Origin of the sequence: Allobosea thiooxidans (genome assembly GCF_900168195.1) — a bacterium.
GTDB lineage: Bacteria > Pseudomonadota > Alphaproteobacteria > Rhizobiales > Beijerinckiaceae > Allobosea > Allobosea thiooxidans.
In genome coordinates, this window is the sequence record NZ_FUYX01000005.1 from 115,724 (window position 1) to 138,627 (window position 22,904).

At 67.1% G+C, this 22,904-nt stretch carries 21 protein-coding genes; 16 read left to right on the plus strand and 5 right to left on the minus strand.

Annotated features, from left to right (window positions below):
• Window positions 1–14: 14 nt before the first annotated feature.
• The 10 genes from B5Y19_RS11040 (at window position 15) to B5Y19_RS11085 (ending at window position 8,439) form a co-directional block, all read left to right on the plus strand.
• On the plus strand, window positions 15–1,607 hold the full coding sequence (locus B5Y19_RS11040) for an acyl CoA:acetate/3-ketoacid CoA transferase (RefSeq protein ID WP_055729602.1): 1,593 nt from the start codon (window positions 15–17) through the stop codon (window positions 1,605–1,607).
• Window positions 1,604–2,377, plus strand: a complete 774-nt coding sequence (locus tag B5Y19_RS11045) for an enoyl-CoA hydratase/isomerase family protein (RefSeq protein ID WP_055729601.1) — start codon at window positions 1,604–1,606, stop codon at window positions 2,375–2,377. Before B5Y19_RS11040 ends, B5Y19_RS11045 begins: the two co-directional genes overlap by 4 nt.
• Window position 2,378: 1 nt before the next feature.
• A complete protein-coding gene (locus tag B5Y19_RS11050; protein ID WP_055729600.1) occupies window positions 2,379–3,140 on the plus strand; it encodes a 3-ketoacyl-ACP reductase in 762 nt (253 codons plus the stop codon).
• Window positions 3,141–3,252: 112 nt separating this feature from the next.
• On the plus strand, window positions 3,253–3,921 hold the full coding sequence (locus tag B5Y19_RS11055) for an amino acid ABC transporter permease (RefSeq protein ID WP_055729599.1): 669 nt from the start codon (window positions 3,253–3,255) through the stop codon (window positions 3,919–3,921).
• A 9-nt stretch (window positions 3,922–3,930) separates the two neighbouring features.
• The gene (locus B5Y19_RS11060; protein ID WP_055729598.1) at window positions 3,931–4,581 is read left to right on the plus strand and encodes an amino acid ABC transporter permease; all 651 of its coding nucleotides are present in this window, start codon (window positions 3,931–3,933) and stop codon (window positions 4,579–4,581) included.
• A gap of 96 nt (window positions 4,582–4,677) precedes the next feature.
• Window positions 4,678–5,499: a transporter substrate-binding domain-containing protein gene (locus tag B5Y19_RS11065; protein WP_055729597.1), complete on the plus strand. Its 822-nt coding sequence runs from the start codon at window positions 4,678–4,680 to the stop codon at window positions 5,497–5,499.
• A 68-nt stretch (window positions 5,500–5,567) separates the two neighbouring features.
• Window positions 5,568–6,359: an amino acid ABC transporter ATP-binding protein gene (locus B5Y19_RS11070; RefSeq protein ID WP_079591479.1), complete on the plus strand. Its 792-nt coding sequence runs from the start codon at window positions 5,568–5,570 to the stop codon at window positions 6,357–6,359.
• A 7-nt stretch (window positions 6,360–6,366) separates the two neighbouring features.
• A complete protein-coding gene (locus B5Y19_RS11075) occupies window positions 6,367–7,548 on the plus strand; it encodes an AGE family epimerase/isomerase (RefSeq protein WP_055729596.1) in 1,182 nt (393 codons plus the stop codon).
• Window positions 7,529–7,840, plus strand: coding sequence for a DUF6522 family protein (locus B5Y19_RS11080; RefSeq protein ID WP_139384356.1), 312 nt, complete (start codon window positions 7,529–7,531; stop codon window positions 7,838–7,840). The genes B5Y19_RS11075 and B5Y19_RS11080 overlap by 20 nt, the downstream gene beginning before the upstream one ends.
• A 71-nt stretch (window positions 7,841–7,911) precedes the next feature.
• On the plus strand, window positions 7,912–8,439 hold the full coding sequence (locus B5Y19_RS11085; protein WP_055729594.1) for an L-2-amino-thiazoline-4-carboxylic acid hydrolase: 528 nt from the start codon (window positions 7,912–7,914) through the stop codon (window positions 8,437–8,439).
• Between the two features lie 6 nt (window positions 8,440–8,445).
• Here the strand turns inward: B5Y19_RS11085 and B5Y19_RS11090 are convergent, their stop codons facing one another.
• Entirely contained in the window at window positions 8,446–11,454 is a 3,009-nt protein-coding gene (locus B5Y19_RS11090; protein WP_079591536.1) for an aminotransferase class III-fold pyridoxal phosphate-dependent enzyme, read from the minus strand.
• A 157-nt stretch (window positions 11,455–11,611) separates the two neighbouring features.
• Entirely contained in the window at window positions 11,612–13,030 is a 1,419-nt protein-coding gene (argH, locus tag B5Y19_RS11095) for an argininosuccinate lyase (protein WP_055729593.1), read from the minus strand.
• Window positions 13,031–13,179: 149 nt separating this feature from the next.
• Here argH and B5Y19_RS11100 point away from each other — a divergent pair, with 149 nt between their 5' ends.
• Genes B5Y19_RS11100 through B5Y19_RS11110 form a run of 3 tightly spaced genes read left to right on the plus strand, consistent with a single transcriptional unit; the run spans window position 13,180 to window position 15,872 of the window.
• Window positions 13,180–14,295 (plus strand): aminotransferase class I/II-fold pyridoxal phosphate-dependent enzyme, encoded by a 1,116-nt coding sequence (locus tag B5Y19_RS11100; RefSeq protein WP_055729706.1) that lies wholly within the window; start codon window positions 13,180–13,182, stop codon window positions 14,293–14,295.
• 10 nt (window positions 14,296–14,305) lie between these two features.
• Window positions 14,306–14,923, plus strand: a complete 618-nt coding sequence (locus B5Y19_RS11105) for a helix-turn-helix transcriptional regulator (RefSeq protein WP_055729592.1) — start codon at window positions 14,306–14,308, stop codon at window positions 14,921–14,923.
• Entirely contained in the window at window positions 14,916–15,872 is a 957-nt protein-coding gene (locus B5Y19_RS11110; RefSeq protein ID WP_055729591.1) for a Rossmann-fold NAD(P)-binding domain-containing protein, read from the plus strand. The genes B5Y19_RS11105 and B5Y19_RS11110 overlap by 8 nt, the downstream gene beginning before the upstream one ends.
• Before the next feature lie 229 nt (window positions 15,873–16,101).
• Here the strand turns inward: B5Y19_RS11110 and B5Y19_RS11115 are convergent, their stop codons facing one another.
• Together B5Y19_RS11115 and B5Y19_RS11120 are read right to left on the minus strand one after the other, a co-directional pair.
• Complete coding sequence (locus B5Y19_RS11115; RefSeq protein WP_055729590.1) at window positions 16,102–17,211, minus strand: aminotransferase class I/II-fold pyridoxal phosphate-dependent enzyme; 1,110 nt, start codon at window positions 17,209–17,211, stop codon at window positions 16,102–16,104.
• Between the two features lie 149 nt (window positions 17,212–17,360).
• The gene (locus B5Y19_RS11120) at window positions 17,361–18,605 is read right to left on the minus strand and encodes a Zn-dependent hydrolase (protein ID WP_055729589.1); all 1,245 of its coding nucleotides are present in this window, start codon (window positions 18,603–18,605) and stop codon (window positions 17,361–17,363) included.
• A 71-nt stretch (window positions 18,606–18,676) separates the two neighbouring features.
• On the opposite strand from B5Y19_RS11120, the gene B5Y19_RS11125 reads away from it, so the two are divergent.
• Window positions 18,677–19,060, plus strand: a complete 384-nt coding sequence (locus B5Y19_RS11125; RefSeq protein ID WP_139384357.1) for a hypothetical protein — start codon at window positions 18,677–18,679, stop codon at window positions 19,058–19,060.
• A gap of 77 nt (window positions 19,061–19,137) precedes the next feature.
• On the opposite strand, the gene B5Y19_RS11130 is transcribed toward B5Y19_RS11125, so the two are convergent.
• Window positions 19,138–20,559: an amidohydrolase gene (locus B5Y19_RS11130; protein ID WP_055729587.1), complete on the minus strand. Its 1,422-nt coding sequence runs from the start codon at window positions 20,557–20,559 to the stop codon at window positions 19,138–19,140.
• Window positions 20,560–20,968: 409 nt separating this feature from the next.
• Between B5Y19_RS11130 and kdpF the strand changes: the two genes are divergently transcribed.
• Window positions 20,969–21,058, plus strand: coding sequence for a K(+)-transporting ATPase subunit F (gene kdpF / locus B5Y19_RS11135; RefSeq protein WP_055729586.1), 90 nt, complete (start codon window positions 20,969–20,971; stop codon window positions 21,056–21,058).
• A gap of 33 nt (window positions 21,059–21,091) precedes the next feature.
• A complete protein-coding gene (gene kdpA, locus B5Y19_RS11140; protein ID WP_055729585.1) occupies window positions 21,092–22,795 on the plus strand; it encodes a potassium-transporting ATPase subunit KdpA in 1,704 nt (567 codons plus the stop codon).
• Window positions 22,796–22,904 lie beyond the last annotated feature (109 nt).

The following is a 22,904-nucleotide window of genomic DNA, read 5'->3' on the forward strand; positions in this document are numbered from 1 at the left end:
CCAGAGACAGACCCATGGCCTTTCCACGCATCCTTTCCGCCGACGAAGCCGCCGCCCTGATCCCGGACGATGCGATCGTCACCGTCTCCTCCTCCTCCGGCCTCGGCTGCCCCGATGAGGTGCTGGCGGCGATCGGCCGGCGCTTCGACGCTTCCGGCCATCCGCGCAATCTGACGACGCTGCACCCGATCGCGGCCGGCGACATGTGGGGCGTCAAGGGCGTCGACCACATTGCCAAGTCCGGCCTGCTGGCCCGGATCATGGGCGGATCCTACCCGTCCGGCCCGTCCTCGGCCGAGCCGCCGGAAATTTGGAAGATGGTCACCGGCGACCAGATCCCGGCCTACAACATCCCCAGCGGCATCCTGTTCGACATGCATCGCGAAGCCGCGGCCAAGCGGCCGGGCGTGCTGACCAAGATCGGCATGGATACCTTCGTCGATCCGAAACACCAGGGCTGCGCCATGAATGCGCGCGCCATGGCCGAGCCGATCGTTTCCCGGGTGGAGTTCGATGGCGAGGACTGGCTCTATTTCCGCAGCATCGTGCCGAAGGTCGCGATCATCCGCGCCACCACGGCCGATGAGCGCGGCAACCTCTCCTATGAGCATGAGGGCGGCTATCTCGGCCCGCTCGACCAGGCGCTGGCGGTCCGCAACAATGGTGGCATCGTCATCGCGCAGGTGAAGCGCGTGGTCGAGGCCGGCAGCCTCAAGACGCAGTCGGTCTTCGTCCCCGGCATCCTCGTCGATGCGATCGTGGTCGCGCCCGACCAGATGCAGACGACACAGACGGTCTACGACCCGGCCATCTCCGGCGAGGTGCGCCGGCCAATGTCCAGCTTCGAGACGCCCGCCTTCGACGTCGCCAAGGTGATCGCGCGGCGCGTGGCGCAGGAGCTGCGCCATGGCGATGCCGTCAATATCGGCTTCGGCATCTCGGCCAATGTCCCGCGCATCCTGATCGAGGAGGGGCAGCACGGCGCCGTGACCTGGGTGATCGAGCAGGGCGCCGTCGGCGGCGTGCCGCTGCTCGAATTCCAGTTCGGCTGCGCCTCCAATGCCGAGGCGATCGTGCCTTCGCCCTACCAGTTCACCTACTTCCAGGGGGCGGGCTTCGACATGTCGCTGCTCTCCTTCCTGCAGATCGACCGGCAGGGTTGCGTCAACGTCTCCAAGCTCGGCGTCAGGCCCCACGTCACGGCCGGCGCCGGCGGCTTCATCGACATCACGGCGCGGGCCAAGCGCATCGTCTTCTCCGGCTATTTCAGCGCCGCCGCCAAGCTCGCCATCGCTGACGGCAAGCTCGTCATCGAGAAGGAAGGCAAGGTGAAGAAGCTGGTCGAGGCGGTCGAACACATCTCCTTCTCCGGCCCGCGCGCCATCGCCCAGGGGCAAGACATCACCTATGTCACCGAGCGCTGCGTCATGAAGCTGACGCGGGACGGTATCGTCGTCACCGAGATCGCGCCCGGCGTCGATCTGGAGCGCGACATTCTCGCCCAGAGCGAATTCCCGTTGCTCGTGCCCAAGCCGCCGAAGCTGATGGATGCGGCCCTATTCAATGAGGCGCTGATCGGCCTCGAACTCCCCGCGAGGGCGGCATGAGCGATCCCGTCCGCCTCGATATCGCCTCCGGCATCGCGACGATCACGCTCGCCCGCCCGGAAAAGCTCAATGCGCTCGACGACGTCATGGTCGGGCTGCTCGGCCGCTTCGCGGACGCCATCGACGCCGACCGCTCGGTCCGCGCCGTCATCCTGACGGCCGAGGGCAAGGCCTTCTGTGCTGGCGGCGACATCGTCGCCTGGGGCGGGCTCTCTCCGCTGGAGATGGGGCAGGGCTGGGTCCGCTCTGGCCATCGCGCCTTCGACAAGCTGGCGCGGATGAAGCCGCCCGTCATCGCCGCGATGAACGGCCACGCGCTCGGCGGCGGGCTCGAACTCGCCGTCACCGCCGATATCCGCATCTGCGAGGTCCAGGCCAAGATCGGCCTGCCCGAGACCGGGCTCGGCATGATCCCCGGCTGGTCCGGCACGCAGCGTCTTGTGAAGCGCCTCGGCGGGCAGGTCGCGCGGCGCCTCGCGCTGACCGGAGAGATCGTCACCGCCGAGACGGCGCTGACGCTGGGCATCGTCGACCAGGTCGTCGAGAAGGGTGGGGCGCTTGCCGCAGCACAGGCCATGGCCGAGCGCGTCACGCAGCGCGGTCCCGTGGCGAACCTCGTGGTCAAGCAGCTGATCAACGCGGCCGAGGATGAGGATAGCGGCGCGATCATGGAGGCGCTGGCGAGCTCGCTCGTCTCCTATACCGAGGACGTGAAGGAGGGCGTCGCCGCCTTCCAGCAGAAGCGCACGCCAACCTATCGGGGAGAGTGAGATGGCGCGTCCCGTCGCCCTGATCACCGGCGCGAGGCGCGGCATCGGCCGCGCTATCGGCGTCGCGCTCGCGAAGGCTGGCCACGACATCGCCTTCACCGACATCGCTGAGGACGAGGCCGTTGCCGAGGCCAGGAAGCTGTTCGAGGAAGCCGGCGCAACGGCCCGCTTCTTCAAGCACGACGTGGCGGCCATCGAAAGCCATGCCGGCCTCGTTGCTGATGTGAAGCAGGCCTTCGGTCGGCTCGATCTCTTCGTCTCGAATGCCGGCATCGGCGCGCCGGTGCGTGGCGACATGCTGGAGATCACGCCGGAGAGCTACGATCTCGTCATGGGCATCAACCTGCGCGGTGCCGCCTTCCTGAGCCAGGAGGTTGCGAAGACGATGCTGGCGGACAGGCCGGAGCGTCCGGCCATCGTCTTCATTACCTCGGCCTCGACCGAACTCGTCTCGATCGACCGGGCGCAGTATTGCGTCTCGAAGCTCGGCCTCTCGATGTGGGCGAAGGCGCTGGCGGTCAGGCTGGCGCCGGAAGGCGTGCCGGTCTTCGAGGTCAGGCCGGGCGTGATCCGCACGGACATGACGGCGAAAGTCGCGGCGAAATACGACGCCCGGATCGCCGAGGGCTTGATTCCCGCTGGGCGTTGGGGTGAAGGCGAGGATGTCGCCGCCTGTGTCGCCGCCCTGACCAGCGGGCAGTTCGCCTATGCGACAGGAACTGTGATCAACGTCGATGGTGGCTTGCTGATTCCGCGATTGTAGGGATGGTGCAGCGGCATCGACCCAGCTGGTGAAACAAGGCCGGCCGGGAGGACTGGATGAGGAAGACGCATGAAGGCGGTTCTGCTTTCGCAGCTCGGAATGGGCAGCTCGCATGAGCTATGAGTTCGATTTCGCCGACGTCTTCGCGGCGTGGCCGGAGCTGCTGCAGGGGCTGGTCAATTCGCTCGTGCTCTCGGCACTGGCGATGGCGATCGGCATGGTGGCCTCGGTTGCCGGGGCACTCGGCAAGACCTCGGGGCCGAAATGGCTGGTCTGGATCATCGACGAATATATCGAGCTGATCCGCAATACACCGTTCCTGATCCAGATCTTCGTGATCTATTTCGGCTTGCCGTCGATGGGCCTGAAGATGTCCTCGAACACGGCGGCGCTGCTGGCGCTGGTGGTGAATGTTGGCGCCTATGGCATCGAGATCATCCGGGCCGGCATCGAGAGCATCCAGAAGGGGCAGATCGAGGCGGGCAAGTCGCTCGGCATGCGCCCGCTCCAGATCTTCCGCTACATCATCCTGAAGCCGGCGATCCAGGCGATCTATCCCTCGCTGACCAGCCAGTTCATCCTGCTGATGCTGAACACCAGCGTCTGCTCGGCGATCGCGGCGAGCGAGCTGACGGCGGTGGCCGGCGACATCCAGTCGCGGACCTTCCGCAGCTTCGAGGTCTATTTCATCGTCACCTGCATGTATCTCGGTCTCTCCGTCTTCTTCTGGACGGTGTTCGCCGGGATCGAGCGCGCGTTCCTGCGCAAGCCAACCCGCTGAGGACGAGACATGCGCGCACTCTCATCGGGCGACATCATCTACATCATCATGGCGGTGCGCTGGACGCTGCTGCTCTCGCTCGTCGCCTTCCTCGGCGGCGCGCTGGGCGGTGCGCTCGTGGCGCTCGCCCGGACCGGCGAATACAAGTGGCTGCGGATCGCCTCGGCCGGCTACATCAAGGTCTTCCAGGGCACGCCGCTTCTGATGCAGCTCTTCCTCGCCTTCTTCGTTCCGGGGCTGTTCGGCTGGTCGGTCGATCCCTGGACGGCGGCGGCGCTCGGCCTGTCGCTCCATGCCAGCGCCTTCCTCGGCGAGATCTGGCGCGGCGCGATCGAGGTGGTGCCGCGCGGGCAGTGGGAGGCAGCGACCTCGCTCGGCCTGCGCTATGCGCCGAAGATGGCGCTGATCATCGCCCCGCAGGCGATCCGCATCGCGATCCCGCCGACGATCGGATTCCTGGTGCAGCTGATCAAGGGCACCTCGCTCGCCTCGATCATCGGCTTCGTCGAGCTGACGCGCGCGGCGCAGATCATCAACAACGCCACCTTCCGGCCCTTCACGATCTTCGCGCTCGTCGCGCTGGTCTATTACGTCATCTGCCGGCCGCTCTCGGCCTACAGCAAGAGGATGGAGCAAAAGCTCCTCGTCGCCGCGCGCTAGGCATGTTCCGCAAAAAAGTGGGAACCACTTTTGCGACAAGAACCTGCTCCGCACGCGTCGACGCAACACCAGCCTACCCTCAGAGGAGAACGACCCATGTCCCTGTTTAAATCGATTTGTCGCCGCGGCCTCGGCGCGCTGGTCCTCGCCGGCCTCGCCGCGGCCTCGTTCGGCGCCGCGTCGGCCCAGGCCGCCACGCCCGACGAGATCAAGGCCCGCGGCAAGTTGATGGTCGGCGTGCTGACCGACTATCCGCCCTTCGGCGGCACCGACGCCAACCAGCAGCCGGCCGGCTACGATGCCGATGTCGCGGCGCTGATGGCCAAGTCGCTCGGCGTGAAGCTCGAGCTCGTTCCGGTCACCGGCCCGAACCGCATCCCCTACCTGCTGACCAACAAGGTCGACGTGCTGATCGCCACCTTCGGCATCACCGCCGAGCGCACGAAGCAGGTGCTGTTCTCCAACCCCTACAGCACGCTGACGATCTATGTGCTCGCTCCCAAGAGCCTGAACATCAAGACGCCGGAAGACCTGAAGCCGGTGACGATCAGCGTTGCCCGCGCCTCGACGCAGGACACCGCGATCAGCGCCGTCGCTCCGCAGGGCACGCCGCTGAAGCGCTATGACGACGACGCCACCGCTCTGCAGGCGCTGATCTCCGGCCAGGTCCAGGCGATGGGCGCGAGCAACACCATCCTCGCCCAGCTGAACAAGGACTATCCGCAGCTCAACATCGAGCCCAAGATCACGCTGCGCGAGCAGGCCAACGGCATGGCCTTCCGCAAGGCCGACACGGCGCTGGCCGAGTACGCCAACAAGTTCATCGCCGAGATCGAGGGCAATGGCGAGCTCTCGAAGATCAACCAGAAGTGGTTCGGCATCCCGCTCTCCAAGCTGCCGCCGATGCCGCAGTTCTGATTGCGCAAGACGTGCGCCCGGCCTTTGCCGGGCGCACCCTCCGACAGTTACCAGAACGGTTTTTGCAGATGTCCGCGACCGCCCCTTCCGCTGCCGGCCATGAGATCGGCGACGTGATCATCGAGATGCGCAAGGTCGACAAGTTCTATGGCGACTTCCACGTCCTGCGCGATATCGACCTGACCGTCTCGCGCGGTGAGCGCATCGTCATCTGCGGTCCGTCGGGTTCCGGCAAGTCGACGCTGATCCGCTGCCTGAACCAGCTCGAGGAGCACCAGAAGGGCGAGATCGTCATCGACGGCACCACCGTCCATGCCGGGCTCAAGGGCATCGAGACCGTCCGCCGCGAGATCGGCATGGTGTTCCAGAGCTTTAACCTGTTCCCGCATCTGACGGCGCTCGAGAACTGCACGCTCGCGCCGATGAAGGTGCGCGGCATTCCGCGGCCCGAGGCCGAGGCCAACGCCCGCAGGATCCTGGAGCGCGTCCATATCCCGGAGCAGGCGAACAAGTTCCCGATCCAGCTTTCCGGCGGCCAGCAGCAGCGCGTCGCGATCGCCCGCTCGCTCTGCATGAATCCGAAGATCATGCTGTTCGACGAACCGACCTCGGCGCTTGATCCCGAAATGGTCAGCGAAGTGCTGGATGTGATGGTCGAGCTCGCCGAGAGCGGGATGACCATGCTCTGCGTCACCCATGAGATGGGTTTCGCCCGCAAGGTCGCCGACCGGGTGATCTTCATGGATGCCGGCGAGATCGTCGAGGTGGCGCCGCCCGACCAGTTCTTCACGTCGCCGCAGAACGAGCGCACCCGCAAATTCCTCGGCCAGATCCTGCACGCGCAGACCCAGGCGCATTGAGCCGGCCATGCACGACCTGTCGCTCGTCCGACTGCAGCGCTGGACCTACGGGACGCTGATCCCGAGCTGGATCGCACGCGCCGTCGATCGCGAGGCCGGCGGCTTCGTCGAGGAGTTCCGGCCGGATGGCGAGGCCGTCGCCGCGCCCGATCGCAGCGCGCTGACGACGGCGCGCCTGACCTACACCTTCAGCCACGCCGCGAGGCTCAGCGGAAGCCCGGAAGCGATGGCGGCGGCCCATCACGGCTTTGCACTGCTGCTCAAGGCCTATGAGGCCAATGGCTATGTGCCGAAGCGCTTCCGGCCCGACGGGGTTGCGAGCCTCCCGCGCCGCGACCTCTACGATCTCGCCTTCGTGCTGTTCGCCAGCGCCCATTATCACCGGCTGACCGGGGAGGCGTCCGCGATCCGCCTGGCCGGGGCGACGATGGACCTGATCGAGACCGAGCTAGCGGCTTCGCTCGGCGGCTATGCCGAAGACGATCTGGGCACGCTGCCGCGGCGCCAGAACCCGCATATGCATCTGCTGGAGGCTTTCCACGCGCTGGCGGAAGCGACCGGCAGCCAGCGCTGGCTCGATGCCGCCGGCGGGATCGTGCGGCTGGCGGAGGAGCGCTTCATCGATGCGAAGGGCACGCTCGGCGAGTTCTTCGATCTGAACTGGCAGCCCGTCGCCGGCGAGGCGGGCCGGCTGCGCGAGCCCGGCCATCAGTTCGAATGGGTCTGGCTGCTGCATCATCATCAGCGCCTGACCGGCTGGGACAGGGCCCGCCCGCTCGCCGACGGCCTCTATCGCTTCGGCCTCGCGCAGGGGTTGGACCGTGATCCGGGGTATCCGGCACTGGTGCTCGACGGGGTGGATCCCGAGGGCAACATCGTCGCGCCGACGAAGCTGCTCTGGCCGCAGACGGAATTCATCAAGGCGCTCGGCGCGCGCTTCGAGTTCGCCGATGACGCCGAGGCCGGTGCGCGATTGCCTGGCCATATCGAGCTGATGTTCCGCCATTTCGTCGATGCCCGGACCGGGATCTGGCACAACCAGCTCGACAGGGCCGGCGTACCGCTGCCGGTATCGCTGCCCTCGCGCGTCCTCTATCATCTCTTCCTGTGTCTGGCCGAGACGCTGCGGATCATGCCGCCGCTGCCGATCACGGCCCCGGGTGGGAATGATGGAGCAGGAACAGCCTAATCTCGTCGGGTTCCCAATTCGTCGCGATGCCAGCGGTGCCTTCGTGGTCGATGCCGGGCGCATCGCGGCCCGTTTCGGCTGGTCGGAAGAAGAGTGGCGCGAGATGCAGCGCCGCGGCCTGGTGACGAGCCGCGTCGAGCGCGGCGAAGGCGCTGATCAGGGCCGCTGGCGGCTCGCTGTGCATTGCGGCAACCGGCGCTGGTTCGCGATCGTCTCCGACGACGGCGCGGTGATCGAGGAGCAGCTCGATTTCAGGCCCTCGCCGCCGCGCCGCGGGTCTCAGCCAAGCTGACGACGTGTTTTTCGCGAAGCTCCGCATGCTCTAGTCTTGCGGTGCCGCATGCAGAGAAATGGAGGCGGGCGATGAGCGAAGCGGACAAGACGGCCGCGCAAGGCGACAACCCGGTCTTCGACGGTGAGATCGGCATCCTCGCCCGCAGGCGGATCGAGGCCGGCATCATCGCTCCGATCTATGAGGAGATGCGCGAGCGCCTCGGTGAGGAGATGGCGCAATCAATCCTCGATCAGGCGATCCGGAAGGCTGCGATCGCGGCGGGACAAGCCTTCGCCGCCAAGACGCCGGGCGGCACCAGCCTGCGCAGCTTCCAGGAACTGCAGGCGCTGTGGACGCAGGACGACGCGCTCGTCATCGAGGTCGTCAAAGCAACGGACACCGAGTTCGACTACAACGTCCATCGCTGCCGCTATGCCGAGACCTATCGCGAGATGGGGCTCGGCAAGATCGGCCATCTGCTCTCCTGCAATCGCGATGGCGTGTTCTGCACGGGCTACGACCCGCGCATCACGCTTGAGCGCCCGCAGACGATCATGGGCGGCGCGAGCCACTGCAACTTCCGCTACACGCTGCAGGAAGAGCCGAAGGCGGGCTGAGGCGGCTCAGCGCGCCGCCTCGACCTCCCGCAGGCAGATCCGCAAGCGGTCGAGGATCATCTCGACGTCATCGGCGCCGACCGTGAGCGGCGGGCGGATCTTGAGGATGTTGTCGGCCGGTCCCTCGCGCCCGACGAGGATGCGCATGTCGCGCAGGCGGTTCATGACATGGGCCGCCGCATCGGTCGCGGGCTCCAGCGTCTCGCGATCCGTGACCAGCTCCAGCCCGAGGAAGAGGCCGATACCGCGGACGTCGCCGACACAAGGATAGTCCGCCATCAGCGCGCGCATGCCGGCGAGCAGCTTCTCGCCCATCGCCTTGGCATTGGCCGAAAGCCCTTCCTGCTCGACGATGTCGAGCACTTCCGAGGCGATCCGGCAGGACAGGTTCGAGCCGCCGAAGGTCGAGAAATACTCGGGTCCCTCAGCGAAGCGCTCGGCGATGGCGCGGGTGGTGATGAGCGCGCCTATCGGGTGGCCGTTGCCGAGTGGTTTGCCGAGCACGACGATGTCCGGCCGCACATTCTGCTGCTCGAAGCCGAAATAGTAATCACCGAGGCGCCCGAGTCCCGTTTGCACTTCGTCGGCGATGCAGATGCCTCCCGCGGCGCGGATGCGCTCATAGACCGCGGCAAGATAGCCGGGCGGCGGGATGATCTGGCCGCCGACGCTCGGAAAGGTCTCGGCGATGAAGCCGGCGACCTTGCCGCCGCGTTCCGCGATGGCCGCGAGCGCGCCATCGACCTGCTGAGCGTAGTGTAGCGCCCGGTCGGCGTCGTCGCGACGGAAGCGGCCGCGATAGTCGTCGGCGACGTCGACGAGCTGCACCCAGGGCTTGCGGCCGCCCATGTTCGGCTTGTTGAACTTGTAGGCGGAGATGTCGATCGCGCCGGTGGTGTTGCCGTGATAGCCGTGATCGGGCGTAACGATGTCGTAGCCGCCGCTCGCCGCACGGGCGAGGCGCAGCGCCAGCTCGTTCGCTTCCGAGCCGGAATTGACGAAGAAGCAGACCTCCAGCTCCTTGGGGAGCTTCGCCGTCAGCCGCTCGGCCAGAGCCATCGGCGCCGGGTGGAGGTAGCGCGTGTTGGAGTTCATCCGCGCGAGCTGGTCCATCGCCACCTTGCGGATGCGCGGATGGGCGTGTCCGACATGCGGCACGTTGTTATAGGCGTCGAGATAGGGCCGGCCCATTGCGTCGAAGAGATGGTGGCGCCAGCCGCGCAGGAAGGTGACCGGGCGTTTGTAGCTGAGCTTGAGATTGGCGCCGAAGCGGGCCTTGCGTTCGGCCAGCAGCGCGACCTCGTCGATCGCCTGATAGGCGACGGTCTCGTCGGGCAGGTTGAGCAGGGCGGCGGGGTTCGGGCAGATCGCCTGCCAGAGCGCCCAGTCGTCGGGGTCGGCGACGCCCGGCCAGTCATGGCCCATGCCGTCGAGCGTCAGCGCGAGTTGGAAATGAAGATGCGGTTCCCAGCCGCCATTCTCTTCGGCCGGGCCGAGCTTGGCGAAAGCCTCGCCCGCTCCGATCTCCTGACCCTGCTTCAGTTTCGCTGCGCCATCGGCGGCGAGATGGCCGTAGAGTGTATGGAAGACATCGCCAGCGGGCGTGCGGTGCTCGAGGATGACGACGCCGCCATAATCGAGATGGCCCTTGCGGTTCTCCGCCAGCGCGACCTTGCCGGCGAGAGGCGCGCGGACCGGTTCGCCGGCCGGGGCGAAGACGTCGACGGCCATGTGGATGGTGCGACGGTTCGAGGCGAGCCAGCGCCCCTTGCGGAAGGCCTTGTCGGTATAGACCAGCCGGGGCTCGCCATATTGGCCAAGCCACCATTGCTGGGTGATACCGAGCCCGGTGCCGAGATTGCGGGCCTCGTCGGCGCGCAGTTCGAACGGGTTCTGCGGGATCGTCGCCTCGGCGATGCCGAGCGAGCCGACTGGCAAGCCGTCGAGCGCACGGCCGAGCACGGGCGCGAAGCTGCCGCGCTGCCCGGCGATCCAGCTCGCGATGCGACCGGCCGCATCGGTGACCGGCAGGCCGCAGGCATTGCGCAGGCGCGCTCCCATCAATTCGCCGTCGATGGCGGGGTTTTCGAGCAGGCGCCAGGCCGGAGCCTGCGAGATGGTGACGTAGGGGTCGTTCGGGCGGCCCTTGGCCTCGATCGTCGAATTCACGACGCTGACCGCGAGGCGCATGCGGACGAGCGGCCAGATCAGCCCGATCTCCTCGGCGCTGAGCGCCGATACGCCGTGATAGCCGGCGACGAAGGCGGCGAGCGCCGCTTCCGGCGTCTCATGGTCGAGGATGGCATAGGCGGCGGCGATGGCGATCTCGCAGACGCGCGGGCCATGGGTCATGTCGCCGAAATCGATCAGGCCGCTGATGTGGGCGGGCTCGCCGAGGCGCGGTTGGACCAGGATGTTGAAGTCGTTGAGGTCGTTATGGATGGTCTGGCGCGGCAGTTTGTCGAGCGCCGGCTTGAGAGCCTCGAACCCGGCAACGATCCCCGCTACCAGCGCGCGGCGCGAGCCCTCCAGCACGTCGAGATGCGGCTTGATCCAGCCGGCCTCGGTCAGATCCCATTTTGCGGCATCCGGAGCGGCGGTGACCTTGAAATCGCGCAAGGCGAGGTCGAGCCGGGCGGTCAGTGCACCGAGTTCGGCCAGGACGGCGGGCGGCTGCGGCCCGGCTTCGCCCATCGGGATGCCCGTGAAAGCGCGTTGGACCCAGACCATGCGCTGCTGGCCCTGGGCATCGGCCACGCTTTGCCAGAAGCGCTTGCCTTCGGCGGGGAGGAGGCGCGGCAGCGGCAGCGTCGGATCGGCGGCGAGCGCGTGACTGATCGCGGCGCATTGCTGGTCGACGAGGGCGGGCTCGCCCTGCGGGCGCATCGCCTTGACGATGACGTCGCCTTCGGGCGTCCGGCCGCGGAAGTTGAGGTCGTATTCGCCGCCGAGCTGCCGCAGCCCGCCAGCGATGCCGAACTGCTCGGCCACCCCACGCAACCAGACGTGTTCCATCATCTCTCCCCCGCCGCGGAGCTATATGGCTCCGCACTCGTTCTTTAGGCTCGGTCGAATCGACCGAGCCGTCTTCCATAGCCAGAAAGGCCGCCGGTTTGCTCCCGCAAAGTTTGCGGGACGGCTGCTGCCGGGTTGCGCTGGGTGAGGGTGGAAATCAGCTTTGGATCGGCTTGTCGGCCAGCCAGCGCTGCCTTGCCCGCTCGATCGCCTCGCGCACCGTATCAGGTGCAGTGCCGCCATAGCTGCGTCGGCTGCGGACGGAATGCTCAGGCGCCAGCACCTCGAACACCGTTTCGCCGATCCGCGGATCGACCGAGCGCATGGCGTCGAGGTCGAGCGCCTGCAAAGTGCAGCCCTTGGCCTCGGCCAGCGCGACGATGCGGGCGGTGATGTGATGGGCATCGCGGAAGGGGATGCCGGCCTCGCGCACCAGCCAGTCGGCGAGATCGGTCGCGGTCGGGAAGCCGCGATCGAGGAAGGCGCGCATGCCCTCGGGCCGCACGGTGAGGTCGCGGATCATGCCGGTGGTGGCGGCGACGCAGAGCCCGACGGTCTCCAGCGCGTCGAACATCGGCTCCTTGTCCTCCTGCATGTCCTTCATGAAGGTCATCGGCAGGCCCTTCACCATCACCAGCATGGCGGTGAGCGAGCCGACGACGCGGCCGGTCTTGCCGCGAACCAGTTCGGCCGCGTCGGGATTGCGCTTCTGCGGCATGATCGAGGAGCCGGTGGTGAAGGCGTCCGACAGCGCGATGAAGCGGAAGCCGTCGCTGCACCAGAGCGTGATCTCCTCGTTGAGGCGCGAGAGATGCACGGCCAGCATCGAGCAGCAGAACAGCAATTCGCAGATATGGTCGCGCGCGCCGACCGAATCCATCGAGTTCTCGGTCGGCCGGGCGAAGCCCAGCTCCGCCGCCGTGAACTGCCGGTCGATCGGGAAGGCGGTACCGGCGAGCGCGGCTGCGCCGAGCGGCGAGACATTGGTGCGCTGGCGGGCGCCGGCCAGACGTTCCCGGTCGCGGCCGAACATCTCGACATAGGCCATGAGATGGTGGCCGAAGGTCACGGGCTGGGCGACCTGCATATGGGTGAAGCCCGGCATGATCGTCCCGGCATGCTCGCTGGCGCGTTCGATCAGGGCCTGCTGCAAGCCGCGGATGGTGCCGTCGAGAGCATCGATCGCGTCGCGCATCCAGAGGCGGACATCGGTGACGGCCTGGTCGTTGCGGCTGCGGGCGGTGTGCAGGCGCCCGGCCGGCTCGCCGATGATCTCCTTGAGGCGCGCTTCCACGTTCATGTGGATGTCCTCGAGGTCGATGCTGAACTTGAGTTCGCCGCGGTCGATCTCGCCGCGGATCTGGTCGAGCCCGGCCTGGATGCGCTCGTTGTCGGCGCCGGCGATGACGCCCTGGCGGGCGAGCATCGCGGCATGGGTCTTGGACGCCGCGATGTCCTGCCGGTAGAGCCTATAGTCGAAGCCGATCGAGGGATTGATCTTGCGCATCACATCGGCCGGCGCGGTGGTGAAGCGGCCGCCCCACATCTTGTTGGCGCCGGTGGTCTGATCGGACATGATGGCTCTCCGCGAGCGGCTGTGACGAGGCGGGAACGGATAGCAACCGTCTCTTGGACTGTAAATTCCAAAATCGACCTTGACGTCCAAATGATGCCCATCATACTCGCAGGCAGATGCGGCGGAACGGCCGGCGCGGGATGGGCAGCATGAAGATCGAAGAATTCACACTGGAGCGCATCCAGTCGCTCTACGAGAACACCGTCGAGTTCAATCTCTCCGATAGCGGCGTCCATCCCTATTCGCTGAACGAATTGCTCAGCGCGGAGCAGCGCGCCAAGCTGATGGAGGTCGAGCTCGGCTATGGCTGGACCAATGGCGCGGTCGAATTGCGCGAGGATATCGCCAAGCTCTACCGCAACCGGACCTCGGACGAGGTGATCGTCACCAACGGCTCGGCCGAAGCCAATTTCCTGATGGTGATGTCGCTGATCGAGCCGGGCGACGAGATCGTCGTCTTCGTGCCGAACTACCTGCAGATCTGGGGCTGGGCGCGGGCGATCGGCGCCAATGTCAAGGAAGTGAAGCTGCGCGAGGAACTGGGCTGGACGCCCGATCTCGACGAGGTCCGCCGGGCGATCACGCCGCGCACCAAGCTGATGACGATCTGCAACCCGAACAACCCGACCGGCAGCCTGCTCTCGCGCGAGACGATGGACGCGCTGGTCGCGATCGCCCAGACGCAGGGCTGCTACCTGCATGCCGACGAGGTCTACAAGGGCGCCGAGCTCGAAACCGACGAGCCGCCCAGCTTCGCCGATCTCTACGAGAAGGCGATCATCACCAGCGGTCTCTCGAAGGCGATGGCGCTGCCCGGCCTGCGCATCGGCTGGTTGGTCGGGCCGGCCAAGGACATCTACACCGCCTGGCAGAACAAGGACTACACCTCGATCACGACGAGCGCGCTGAGCGAGCACATCGCCCGCGTCGTCATCCAGCCCGCCAAGCGCGCCGAAATCCTGCAGCGCAGCAAGACCATCCTGCGGGAGAACCTCGCACTGCTGACGAGCTGGGTGAAGGCGAATGACGAGTTCTTCTCCTTCGTGCCGCCCAAGGCCGGCGGCATGGCCTTCATCAAGTACAGCCACTCGATGAACTCGACCGAGCTCGTCCACCGTCTGCGCGAGGAGCGCGGTATCATGCTGCTGCCGGGCGATGTCTACGGGATGGACGGCTATATCCGCATCGGCATCGGCGCGCCGGCCGAGCATCTCTCGGCGGGGCTGGAACGCTTGAGCGATTATCTCAAGTCGCAGCCGCGCTGACGGGGCGGGCATGACGCCGGAACTCGCTCCCTACCTGCCGGTCTGCGATGCGGTGGCGCTGCTGTTCCGGCCGCATGCCGAGGTCGTGCTGCACGATCTCGGCTCGCAGAGCGTCGTGCATATCGCCGGGAATTTCTCGCAGCGCGTGCTCGGCGAGCCCTCCCTGCTCGATGAGATCGGCTTCGACCCGAACGAGACGATCATCGGCCCCTATGAGAAGGTGAACTGGGACGGGCGGCGGCTGAAATCGATCAGCATCGTGCTGTCGGCGGGAGCCAAGGCGATCGGCGTGCTCTGCATCAATGTCGACGTCTCGCAGTTCCATGCGCTGATGCAGACGCTTTCAGCTCTTGCAACCGTGCCGGCCGGTGTCGAGAAGCCGCAGGCTCTGTTCAAGGAAGACTGGCACGAGCGCATCAACGAGTTCGTGCAGCAATGGACGCAAAGCCGCGGGCTCGCTGTGACCAGCCTCAGCCGCGCAGAGAAGCGCGAATTGGTGGCGGATCTTGCCGCGAACGGCGCCTTCGGCGGGCGCAATGCCGCCGCCTATATCTCGCGCATCCTCGGGCTCGCCCGCGCGACCGTCTATAACTACCTCAACCAGGCCAACGAGACCCCGGATGCTTGACCTGTCGCGTGCGGAGATCGAGGCCGCCGTCGATCTCGACCGGGCCTTCATCGCGCTGGAGGAGGGGTTCAAGGCGGCTGCCGCCGGCCAGGTGCAGATGCCGCCGGTCGGCTATCTCGGCTTTCCCGCCCATAACGGCGATTGCCATATCAAGTTCGGCCATATCGCCGGCGATCCGATCTTCGTCGTGAAGATCGCGACCGGGTTCTACGACAATCCCGCCAAGGGTTTGCCGACGACGAGCGGGATGATGATCGCGCTTTCGGCGGAGACCGGGGCGGTCGTCGCGATCCTGCGCGACGAGGGCTGGCTGACCGATCTCCGGACCGCGCTGGCCGGCGCCATCGCGACGCGGGCCGGGATGCGGGCCGATGCGCGCCGGATCGGGATCGTCGGCGCCGGTACGCAGGCGCGTTTCCAGATCCGCGCCGCCGCACATCTGTTGCGCGAACGGGAGCCTTGCTTCGCGGTCTGGGCGCGCTCGCCGGAGAAGCTGGAGGCGCTGCGGCGCGATCTCGAAGGGGAAGGCATCGCCATCGAGTCGGTGGTGGAGCTGGAGGCGCTCTGCGCGCAGTCTGAAGCGCTGATCACGGTGACGCCTGCCGCCGTGCCGATCATCCACGGCGACTGGATCAGGCCGGGCACGCACATCACCGCGCTCGGGGCCGATGCCCCGGGCAAGCAGGAACTGGACAGCGCGCTGGTGGCGCTCGCCGATACGCGGATCGCGGATTCGCTGGAACAGAGCCTCGATCATGGCGAGTTCGCCGCGGCCGCCGCCGTCGGGCTGATCGATGCGGGCGATTGCGTCGAGTTGGGCGCCGTGCTGGCCGGCGACGTGCCGGCGCGCCGTTCGGACGATGACATCACCATCGCCGACCTCACCGGGATCGCGGTGCAGGACATCGCGATCGCGCGGGTGGTGCTGGACGGGGTCGGGCGTCAGTAGCCGGGTCATTCCGGGGCAGGCCGAAGGCCTGAGCCCGGAACCCACTAACACGGGGCGATTCCAGTTCGTCATGCTCGCCCTTGTGGCGAGCATCCACGTCTTGAACTCCGCCCTCGATAAGGGAAGGCGTGGGTGGTCGGGACAAGCCCGACCATGACGGCAAGCGTCTTCTTCATGGGGGCCGGGCTCGGCCCTATGGGGCGCCCGGGAATGACGGCGAAAGCTGCCGTCAGCTCTTGTGCCGCGCCAGGAAGCGGTCCATCCGCGCCAGCCCGTCGCGCAGCACCTCGGTCGGCACACCGATGCCGATGCGGATGTGGTTCTCGATGCCGAACCAGCTGCCGGCGACGACGAAGACGCTCTCCTCCTCGCGCAGCTTCTGCGAGAAGACCTCCGAGGGCATGTCGAGCGGATAGCGCAGGAAGGCCATGCCGCCGGCCTGCGGGCGGCGCCACGACCAGTCGTTATGCTGCGCCATCCATTGCGCCACGAGATCGGCATTGCTGCGCAGCAAATCCCGCCCGCGCGCAAGCAGGCGGCCGCGCGTTTCCGGGCGCATCACCTCCTCCGCGAGGATCTGGCTGAGGATGCCGCTGCCGATCGTGGTGTAGTCCTGCCGCTCGGCGGCGCTCGCTACGACCTCCGCCGGCGCGACGACCCAGCCGAGACGCAGGCCGGGGCAAGCGAAGGATTTCGACAGGCTGGAAGTGACGACGACCTTGGGATAACTGCCCCAGAGCGTCTCGGTCTCGGCGCCGTCGATCTCGCCGCCGCGATAGATTTCGTCGACCATCAGCCAGGCGTCATTGCGCTTCGCGGCTTCGACGAGGGCGGCGCGGCTGGCGGCCGAGAGCACGCTGCCGGTCGGGTTGGCCGGGTTGGTCACGGCGATCGCCTTGGCGCCGGCTGCGACTTTCGCGAGATGCGCGGGATCGATCTGCCAGTCGGTGTCGCCCGACAATTCGAGCCGGCGGATGTCGAAGCCGAGCGCGCGACCGAGGCCATCGATCTGCATGAAGTTCGGCAGGGCGAAGACCAGTGAGTCGCCGGGCTCGAACAGCGCCATCAGCGCGATCATCGTCGCCTCCGAGGAGCCGTTGGTGACGAGCACGTTGGCTGCGGTCGCGCCGGGATACCAGGAGGCGATGTTGGCGCGTAAGCTCGGCCGGCCGTCGGTCCAGCCATAACCGAGCGGCTGCTTCAGCAGGTCGCACGCGGCCTCTTCGCCAAGGATATCCTCGATCGACCAGGGATGCACGCCGCTTTCGGTCAGGTTGATCTCGACGTCGTTCTCGAAGAGCGTCTGGTTCCGCTCCATCTGGAAAATGTCGAACTTCACGAGAGCCTCCGGCGATGCGGCGTCGATCCCCGCCGCGCGGGCGGCAGGCAGTCGCCCGATCTGTGCGGCCGGGCGGCAGGCGGGTCAAGTGAAATTTGGACAATCAGTCCAATTTGGACTGATTGTTTATTTTTGCGGCCCGACGCTCGTCAGCGGTCGGCCCGCGCCACCACGGCCCGCAGCAGCACGTCGAGGCCGGGTGCAAGATCCTCGCGCGTGCACAATTCGTTGTTGTTGTGCGTGATGCCGTTCTTGCAGGGGGCGAAGATCATCGCCGACGGTGTGTGCCGGGCGAGGAAATAGGCGTCGTGTCCGGCCTGGCTGAGGATGTCGCGCGTGCTGTAACCCCGGCCGAGCGCGGTCTCGCGGACGAGACCGATCATCTCCTCGGCGAAGACCTTGCCGCCCCAGCGCCAGCTGTCGAGGATCGCGACCTCGCAATTGGCGCGGGCGCCGGCCTCATGGGCGGCGCGCAGCATGCGCTCGGCCATGACGGCGCCGGCTTCCGGGTCGGCATGGCGGACGTCGCAGGTCACCTGTGCCCAGTCCGAGATGATGCCGGCCTTGTTCGGCCAGGCGACGAGGCGGGCGGCCGTCGCCTTGCCGCCGCTGCCGGCGAATTCCCAGCCGAGATCGTCCACGGCGGTGAGCAGGCGCGCGCCGGCGGCGAGCGCGTTGCGGCGCTTCTCCATCGGCCAGGGGCCGGTATGGGCGGTCTCGCCGCGGAATTCGACGATCATGCCGGTGCTGGCGAAGCCGCCGGTGACGACGCCGACCTGGAAGCCCTCGCGGTCGAGGATCGGGCCCTGCTCGATGTGGAACTCGAAATAGGAATCGAGCGGGGGCGGTGCGGTTTGGGTCTCGCCGGTATAGCCGATGCGATCCAGCTCCTCGCCCATCGACTTGCCGTCATCGTCGCGGCGCTCGCGCGCCCAGTCGAGCGTGTAGACGCCGGTGAAGCAGCCCGAGCCGACCATGGGCGGCGAGAAGCGGCTGCCTTCCTCGTTCGTCCAGTTGACCAGCTCCAACGGGCGGCGCGTGCGGTGGCCGGCGGCATCGAGCGCGCGGATGACCTCGAGGCCGCCGAGCACGCCGGCGATGCCGTCGAAGCGGCCACCATTGACCTGGGTGTCGAGATGGCTGCCCATCACTACCGGCGGCAGGCTGTCGTCGAGGCCGGGCCGGCGGGCAAAGATGTTGCCGATCGCGTCGATCCGCACGGACAGGCCGGCCTCGCGGCACCAGCCGACGAAGACGTCCCGCATCTCCTTGTCTGAATCGCTGAGCGCCAGGCGCGAGAGGCCGCCGGGCCGGCCGGTGCCGATTTCGGCGGAGCGTTCGATCGTCGCCCAGAAGCGTTCGATGTCGATGCGGGCGGAGGCGGGAAGGGACATCGGATCGGTCCTCGGATCGGCAAGCACGGGGCCGAAATCTGGCCGGCGCAGGTCATCGCAGGCAAGAGCCGGTGACGCAATCGCCGCAGTTGCGCAGGTCATGGCCGCAATTCCGCCCGCCTTGCCGGGAAGGACGCCCTCCCTATATCCGTGGCGCAACCATGTTCGAATCGATGATGCCTACCCCGAATTTCCGTTTTCCCGGTGTCCTGAACTCGCAGGAGCTGCTCGTCGCGGAAGCCGCCCAGGCCAGAGCCTGGGCCGCGTTGGACTATGACGCACGCACGGATACGGAGCTGGAGGCCGAAGCGCGGGACCGTCTCGGGCGCATTATCCTGCAATTGATGTCGCGCGGGACCGATTCGATTTCCGATCTCGCTGCGGCGGCCGTTGCCGAGTTCATGGCGACGCGCCCGGCGCTGCCCGGCGACCTTACCCCTTCGCAGCAGGGCTGAAGCCCGGCCGCAATCGCTCGCCGACCAGGCGGTTAGCCCGATCGGTCATGAGGCGATGACGCGTCCGACCCTGCGGCTCAGTGCGCCGCCATGTCGAGCGGCGGCTCGACATCGTCGGTGATCGGGTTGGCGAAGGGGTTCTTGGCACGGAACGCCGCGAACTCGTCCTTCGCCGCCTTGAGCAGAGCGGGATCGTTCAGCACGTCGGCGGCGACGCCGGCCATGGCCTTGGCGGCGAGCGCCAGGCCCTTATGCGCCGCGGGGGCGAGACCCTGCGCCACGAGCTGCCAGGAATGGCCGGGCGTGCCGATGGCGTAGCAGGCGGTGCGGCACTGCACGGTCGGAACGATCCAGCTCACAGTACCGACATCGGTCGAGCCGACTGAGGTGTCGTTGCCGGCGCCGAGCGGATAGATCGTGTCGCTCAGCGTCTCGCCTTCCTTCGGCTGCATGCCGATGCGGGCATAGGACGCAGCGATGTCCGCGGCGCTCAGCGTCTTCTGGAACCTGGCGGCGAAAGCACGGTCGGCGGCGTCGAAGCCGGGGCCGCCGAGCGCCTCGAGATTGGCCTGCATGGCTTCCTCGAGCGGCCGGTTGCCGATCAGGTTGGCGTCGCCCGAGAGCTGCCTGATCGAGACGGTGGTCTCGCTCATCAGCGCGGCGCCCTCGGCGATCTTCTTCACGCGGGCGACCAGCTCCCACATCTCGCCGAGCGTGGCGGCGCGGATCAGCTGGCGCGTCGTCGCCGTGGCCTGGACGACGTTGGGGGCGATGCCGCCGGCGTTGATGATGGCGTAGTGGACGCGCGCCGTCGAAGGCATGTGCTCGCGCATGTAGTTGACGCCGATATGCATCAGCTCGACCGCGTCGAGTGCCGAACGGCCGAGATGCGGCGCGGCGGCGGCGTGCGAGGCGCGGCCGCTAAAGGTGTATTCGATCTCGACGCAGGCGAGCGAGAAGGGGCGGTTGACGCCGTTGAACGAGGCCGGGTGCCAGCACAGTGCGATGTCGACATCGTCGAAGGCGCCGGCCCGGACCATGAAGCCCTTGGCCGAGCCGCCTTCCTCCGCCGGGCAGCCATAATAGCGCACGCGACCCTTGAGGCCGTTGGCGGCGAGATAGTCCTTCACCGCGGCGGCGGCGAGCAGCGAGGCCGAGCCGAGCATGTTGTGGCCGCAGCCATGGCCGTTGCCGCCCTTCTCGATCGGGGTTTCGGTCGCATTGCCGGCCTCCTGGCTCAAGCCCGGCAGTGCGTCGTATTCGCCCATGATGGCGATGACCGGGCCGTCCTCGCCCGCTTCGCCGATCACGGCGGTGGGCAGGCCGGCGACGCCGGTGGTGACGCGAAAACCCTCGCGCTCCAGCATGGCGCCGTGCTCGGCCGCCGAGCGGACCTCCTGATAGTTCAGCTCGGGCATGTGCCAGATGCGGTCGGACAGCGCGAAATAGGCCGGGGCCTTGTCCTCGACCAGACGCCAGACATCCTTGCTGTTGCTCATTGGAAGCTCCTCCCGCAGGGGCTCATCCCCCGCATTCGCGCCCGGTTCTGGCATGGTGCGAGGGCGGGCCACAAGCCGTGCGGTGATGGGGTTTGCCTGCGTTTTCGGCAGGGCGGGTGTCCCTGCGGAGCGTGGCATCGATCGGCGCCGGCATCGGTAAAATTCCTATAAGTTCTTTATTTCCTCTCCCCCGGCCTCGTCTCGAATGGCTATGGCGGCGGCGCGATATTCGCCCCGAACCACCGGTCCCATCCTCTGGGAGCGGTGCTCGCTGCCGGACAAGAGACCGGCAGCCTCGACCATCGGGGTTTTCGGTGATGGACACCATCGTACTCGCCATCGGGCTCGTCTTCTTCGGGCTCTCCTTCGCCTATGTCGCCGCCTGCGACGCGCTCTAGGGGAGGCCGGCATGTTTCTGGATTTCGTCCTCGGCGGAGCGGTGACGCTGTTCCTGCTCGCCTACCTCGCCTACGCGCTGATCCGCCCCGAGCGGTTCTGACGGCGGCGGCTCCTCAGATTCGGAACCACATCCATGACCCTCAACGGATGGATCCAGATCCTGCTCTTCTGCGGGATCATCGTTGCCCTGGCGAGGCCGCTCGGCGGCTACATGACGCGCGTCTTCGCGGGCGAGCGGACCTTGCTTTCGCCGGTGCTGCACCCGGTCGAGCGCCTGCTCTATGGCGCCGCCGGCACTCATGAGAAGGAGGAGCAGCACTGGACGGCCTATGTCGCCGCGATGCTGCTGTTCAACCTCGCGGGCTTCCTCGCCCTCTATGCGCTGCAGCGGCTGCAGGGCATCCTGCCCTTCAACCCGGCCGGTATGGGCGCGGTGCCGGCGGACCTCGCCTTCAATACGGCGGCGAGCTTCGTCGCCAACACCAACTGGCAGAACTATGGCGGCGAAAGCACCATGTCCTACCTCACCCAGATGGCGGGGCTGGCGGTGCAGAACTTCGTTTCGGCGGCGACGGGTATCGCCATCGCGGTCGCGGTGATCCGCGCCTTCGCGCGCCGCTCGGCCCGCACGCTCGGCAATTTCTGGGCCGATCTCGTCCGTTCGGCCCTCTACGTCCTGCTGCCGATCTGCGTGATCGGGACGCTCGTCCTCGTCTGGCAGGGCGTGCCGCAGAACCTCGGCTCCTACACGGTGGCGACGACGCTCGAAGGCGTGCAGCAGACGATCGCGCAGGGCCCTGTCGCCTCGCAGATGATGATCAAGCATCTCGGTACCAATGGCGGCGGCTTCTTCAACGCCAATGCGGCGCATCCCTTCGAGAACCCGACGGCGCTCACCAACCTGATCCACATGGTCGCGATCTTCGCGATCGGCGCCGCCCTGACCAATGTCTTCGGCCGCATGGTCGGCAACGAGAAACAGGGCTGGGCGATCTTCACGGCGATGGGCCTGCTGTTCGTCGCCGGCGTCGCCGTCTGCTACTGGGCGGAAGCCACTGGCAATCCGCTCGTCCAGGCGCTCGGCCTGCAGGGCGGCAACCTGGAAGGCAAGGAGGCGCGCTTCGGCACCACGCTCTCGGCGCTGTTCGCGGTGGTCACGACGGCGGCATCCTGCGGTGCGGTCAACGCCATGCATGACAGCCTGATGCCGCTCGGCGGGCTGATCCCGCTGATCAACATGATGCTCGGTGAGATCATCATCGGCGGCGTCGGCGCCGGCTTCTACGGCATCATCCTCTTCGTCGTCATTGCGGTCTTCGTCGCCGGCCTGATGGTCGGGCGCACGCCTGAATATCTCGGCAAGAAGATCGAGGCGAAGGAGGTCAAGATGGCGATGCTCGCCGTGCTCTGCCTGCCGCTTTCCATGCTCGGCTTCACCGCCGTCGCCGTCGTGCTGCCCGATGCCGTGGCCTCGATCGCCAATCCCGGCCCGCACGGTTTCTCCGAGGTGCTCTATGCCTACACATCGGCAACGGCGAATAACGGCTCGGCCTTCGGCGGGCTCTCCGGCAACACGGTCTGGTACAATCTGACGCTCGGCCTCGCCATGCTGATGGGGCGCTTCCTGGTCATCATCCCGGCGCTGGCGCTGGCCGGTTCGGTCGCGGCCAAGAAGGTGGTGCCGGAATCGGCCGGCACCTTCCCCACGCATGGCCCGCTCTTCATCGGCCTGCTGATCGGCGTGATCCTCATCGTCGGCGGCCTGACCTTCTTCCCGGCGCTCGCGCTCGGCCCGATCGTCGAGCATCTCGCGATGCTGGCCGGCCAGAGCTTCTGAGAGCCAAGGCCATGCGCAGCCAAACCGGACCTCGCCCTTCCACCCTCATCTGCGGAGCGACGATCGCGGTCCTGCTGATCGCCATCGTCTTCCACGCCCTTTCTTTCCT

Coding starts and splice junctions, on each gene's coding strand:
- B5Y19_RS11040 (WP_055729602.1), top strand. CDS start 15: ATGGCCTTTCCACGCATCCTTTCCGCCGACGAAGCCGCCGCCCTGATC.
- B5Y19_RS11045 (WP_055729601.1), top strand. CDS start 1,604: ATGAGCGATCCCGTCCGCCTCGATATCGCCTCCGGCATCGCGACGATC.
- B5Y19_RS11050 (WP_055729600.1), top strand. CDS start 2,379: ATGGCGCGTCCCGTCGCCCTGATCACCGGCGCGAGGCGCGGCATCGGC.
- B5Y19_RS11055 (WP_055729599.1), top strand. CDS start 3,253: ATGAGCTATGAGTTCGATTTCGCCGACGTCTTCGCGGCGTGGCCGGAG.
- B5Y19_RS11060 (WP_055729598.1), top strand. CDS start 3,931: ATGCGCGCACTCTCATCGGGCGACATCATCTACATCATCATGGCGGTG.
- B5Y19_RS11065 (WP_055729597.1), top strand. CDS start 4,678: ATGTCCCTGTTTAAATCGATTTGTCGCCGCGGCCTCGGCGCGCTGGTC.
- B5Y19_RS11070 (WP_079591479.1), top strand. CDS start 5,568: ATGTCCGCGACCGCCCCTTCCGCTGCCGGCCATGAGATCGGCGACGTG.
- B5Y19_RS11075 (WP_055729596.1), top strand. CDS start 6,367: ATGCACGACCTGTCGCTCGTCCGACTGCAGCGCTGGACCTACGGGACG.
- B5Y19_RS11080 (WP_139384356.1), top strand. CDS start 7,529: ATGGAGCAGGAACAGCCTAATCTCGTCGGGTTCCCAATTCGTCGCGAT.
- B5Y19_RS11085 (WP_055729594.1), top strand. CDS start 7,912: ATGAGCGAAGCGGACAAGACGGCCGCGCAAGGCGACAACCCGGTCTTC.
- B5Y19_RS11090 (WP_079591536.1), bottom strand. CDS start 11,454: ATGGAACACGTCTGGTTGCGTGGGGTGGCCGAGCAGTTCGGCATCGCT.
- argH (WP_055729593.1), bottom strand. CDS start 13,030: ATGTCCGATCAGACCACCGGCGCCAACAAGATGTGGGGCGGCCGCTTC.
- B5Y19_RS11100 (WP_055729706.1), top strand. CDS start 13,180: ATGAAGATCGAAGAATTCACACTGGAGCGCATCCAGTCGCTCTACGAG.
- B5Y19_RS11105 (WP_055729592.1), top strand. CDS start 14,306: ATGACGCCGGAACTCGCTCCCTACCTGCCGGTCTGCGATGCGGTGGCG.
- B5Y19_RS11110 (WP_055729591.1), top strand. CDS start 14,916: ATGCTTGACCTGTCGCGTGCGGAGATCGAGGCCGCCGTCGATCTCGAC.
- B5Y19_RS11120 (WP_055729589.1), bottom strand. CDS start 18,605: ATGTCCCTTCCCGCCTCCGCCCGCATCGACATCGAACGCTTCTGGGCG.
- B5Y19_RS11130 (WP_055729587.1), bottom strand. CDS start 20,559: ATGAGCAACAGCAAGGATGTCTGGCGTCTGGTCGAGGACAAGGCCCCG.
- kdpF (WP_055729586.1), top strand. CDS start 20,969: ATGTTTCTGGATTTCGTCCTCGGCGGAGCGGTGACGCTGTTCCTGCTC.
- kdpA (WP_055729585.1), top strand. CDS start 21,092: ATGACCCTCAACGGATGGATCCAGATCCTGCTCTTCTGCGGGATCATC.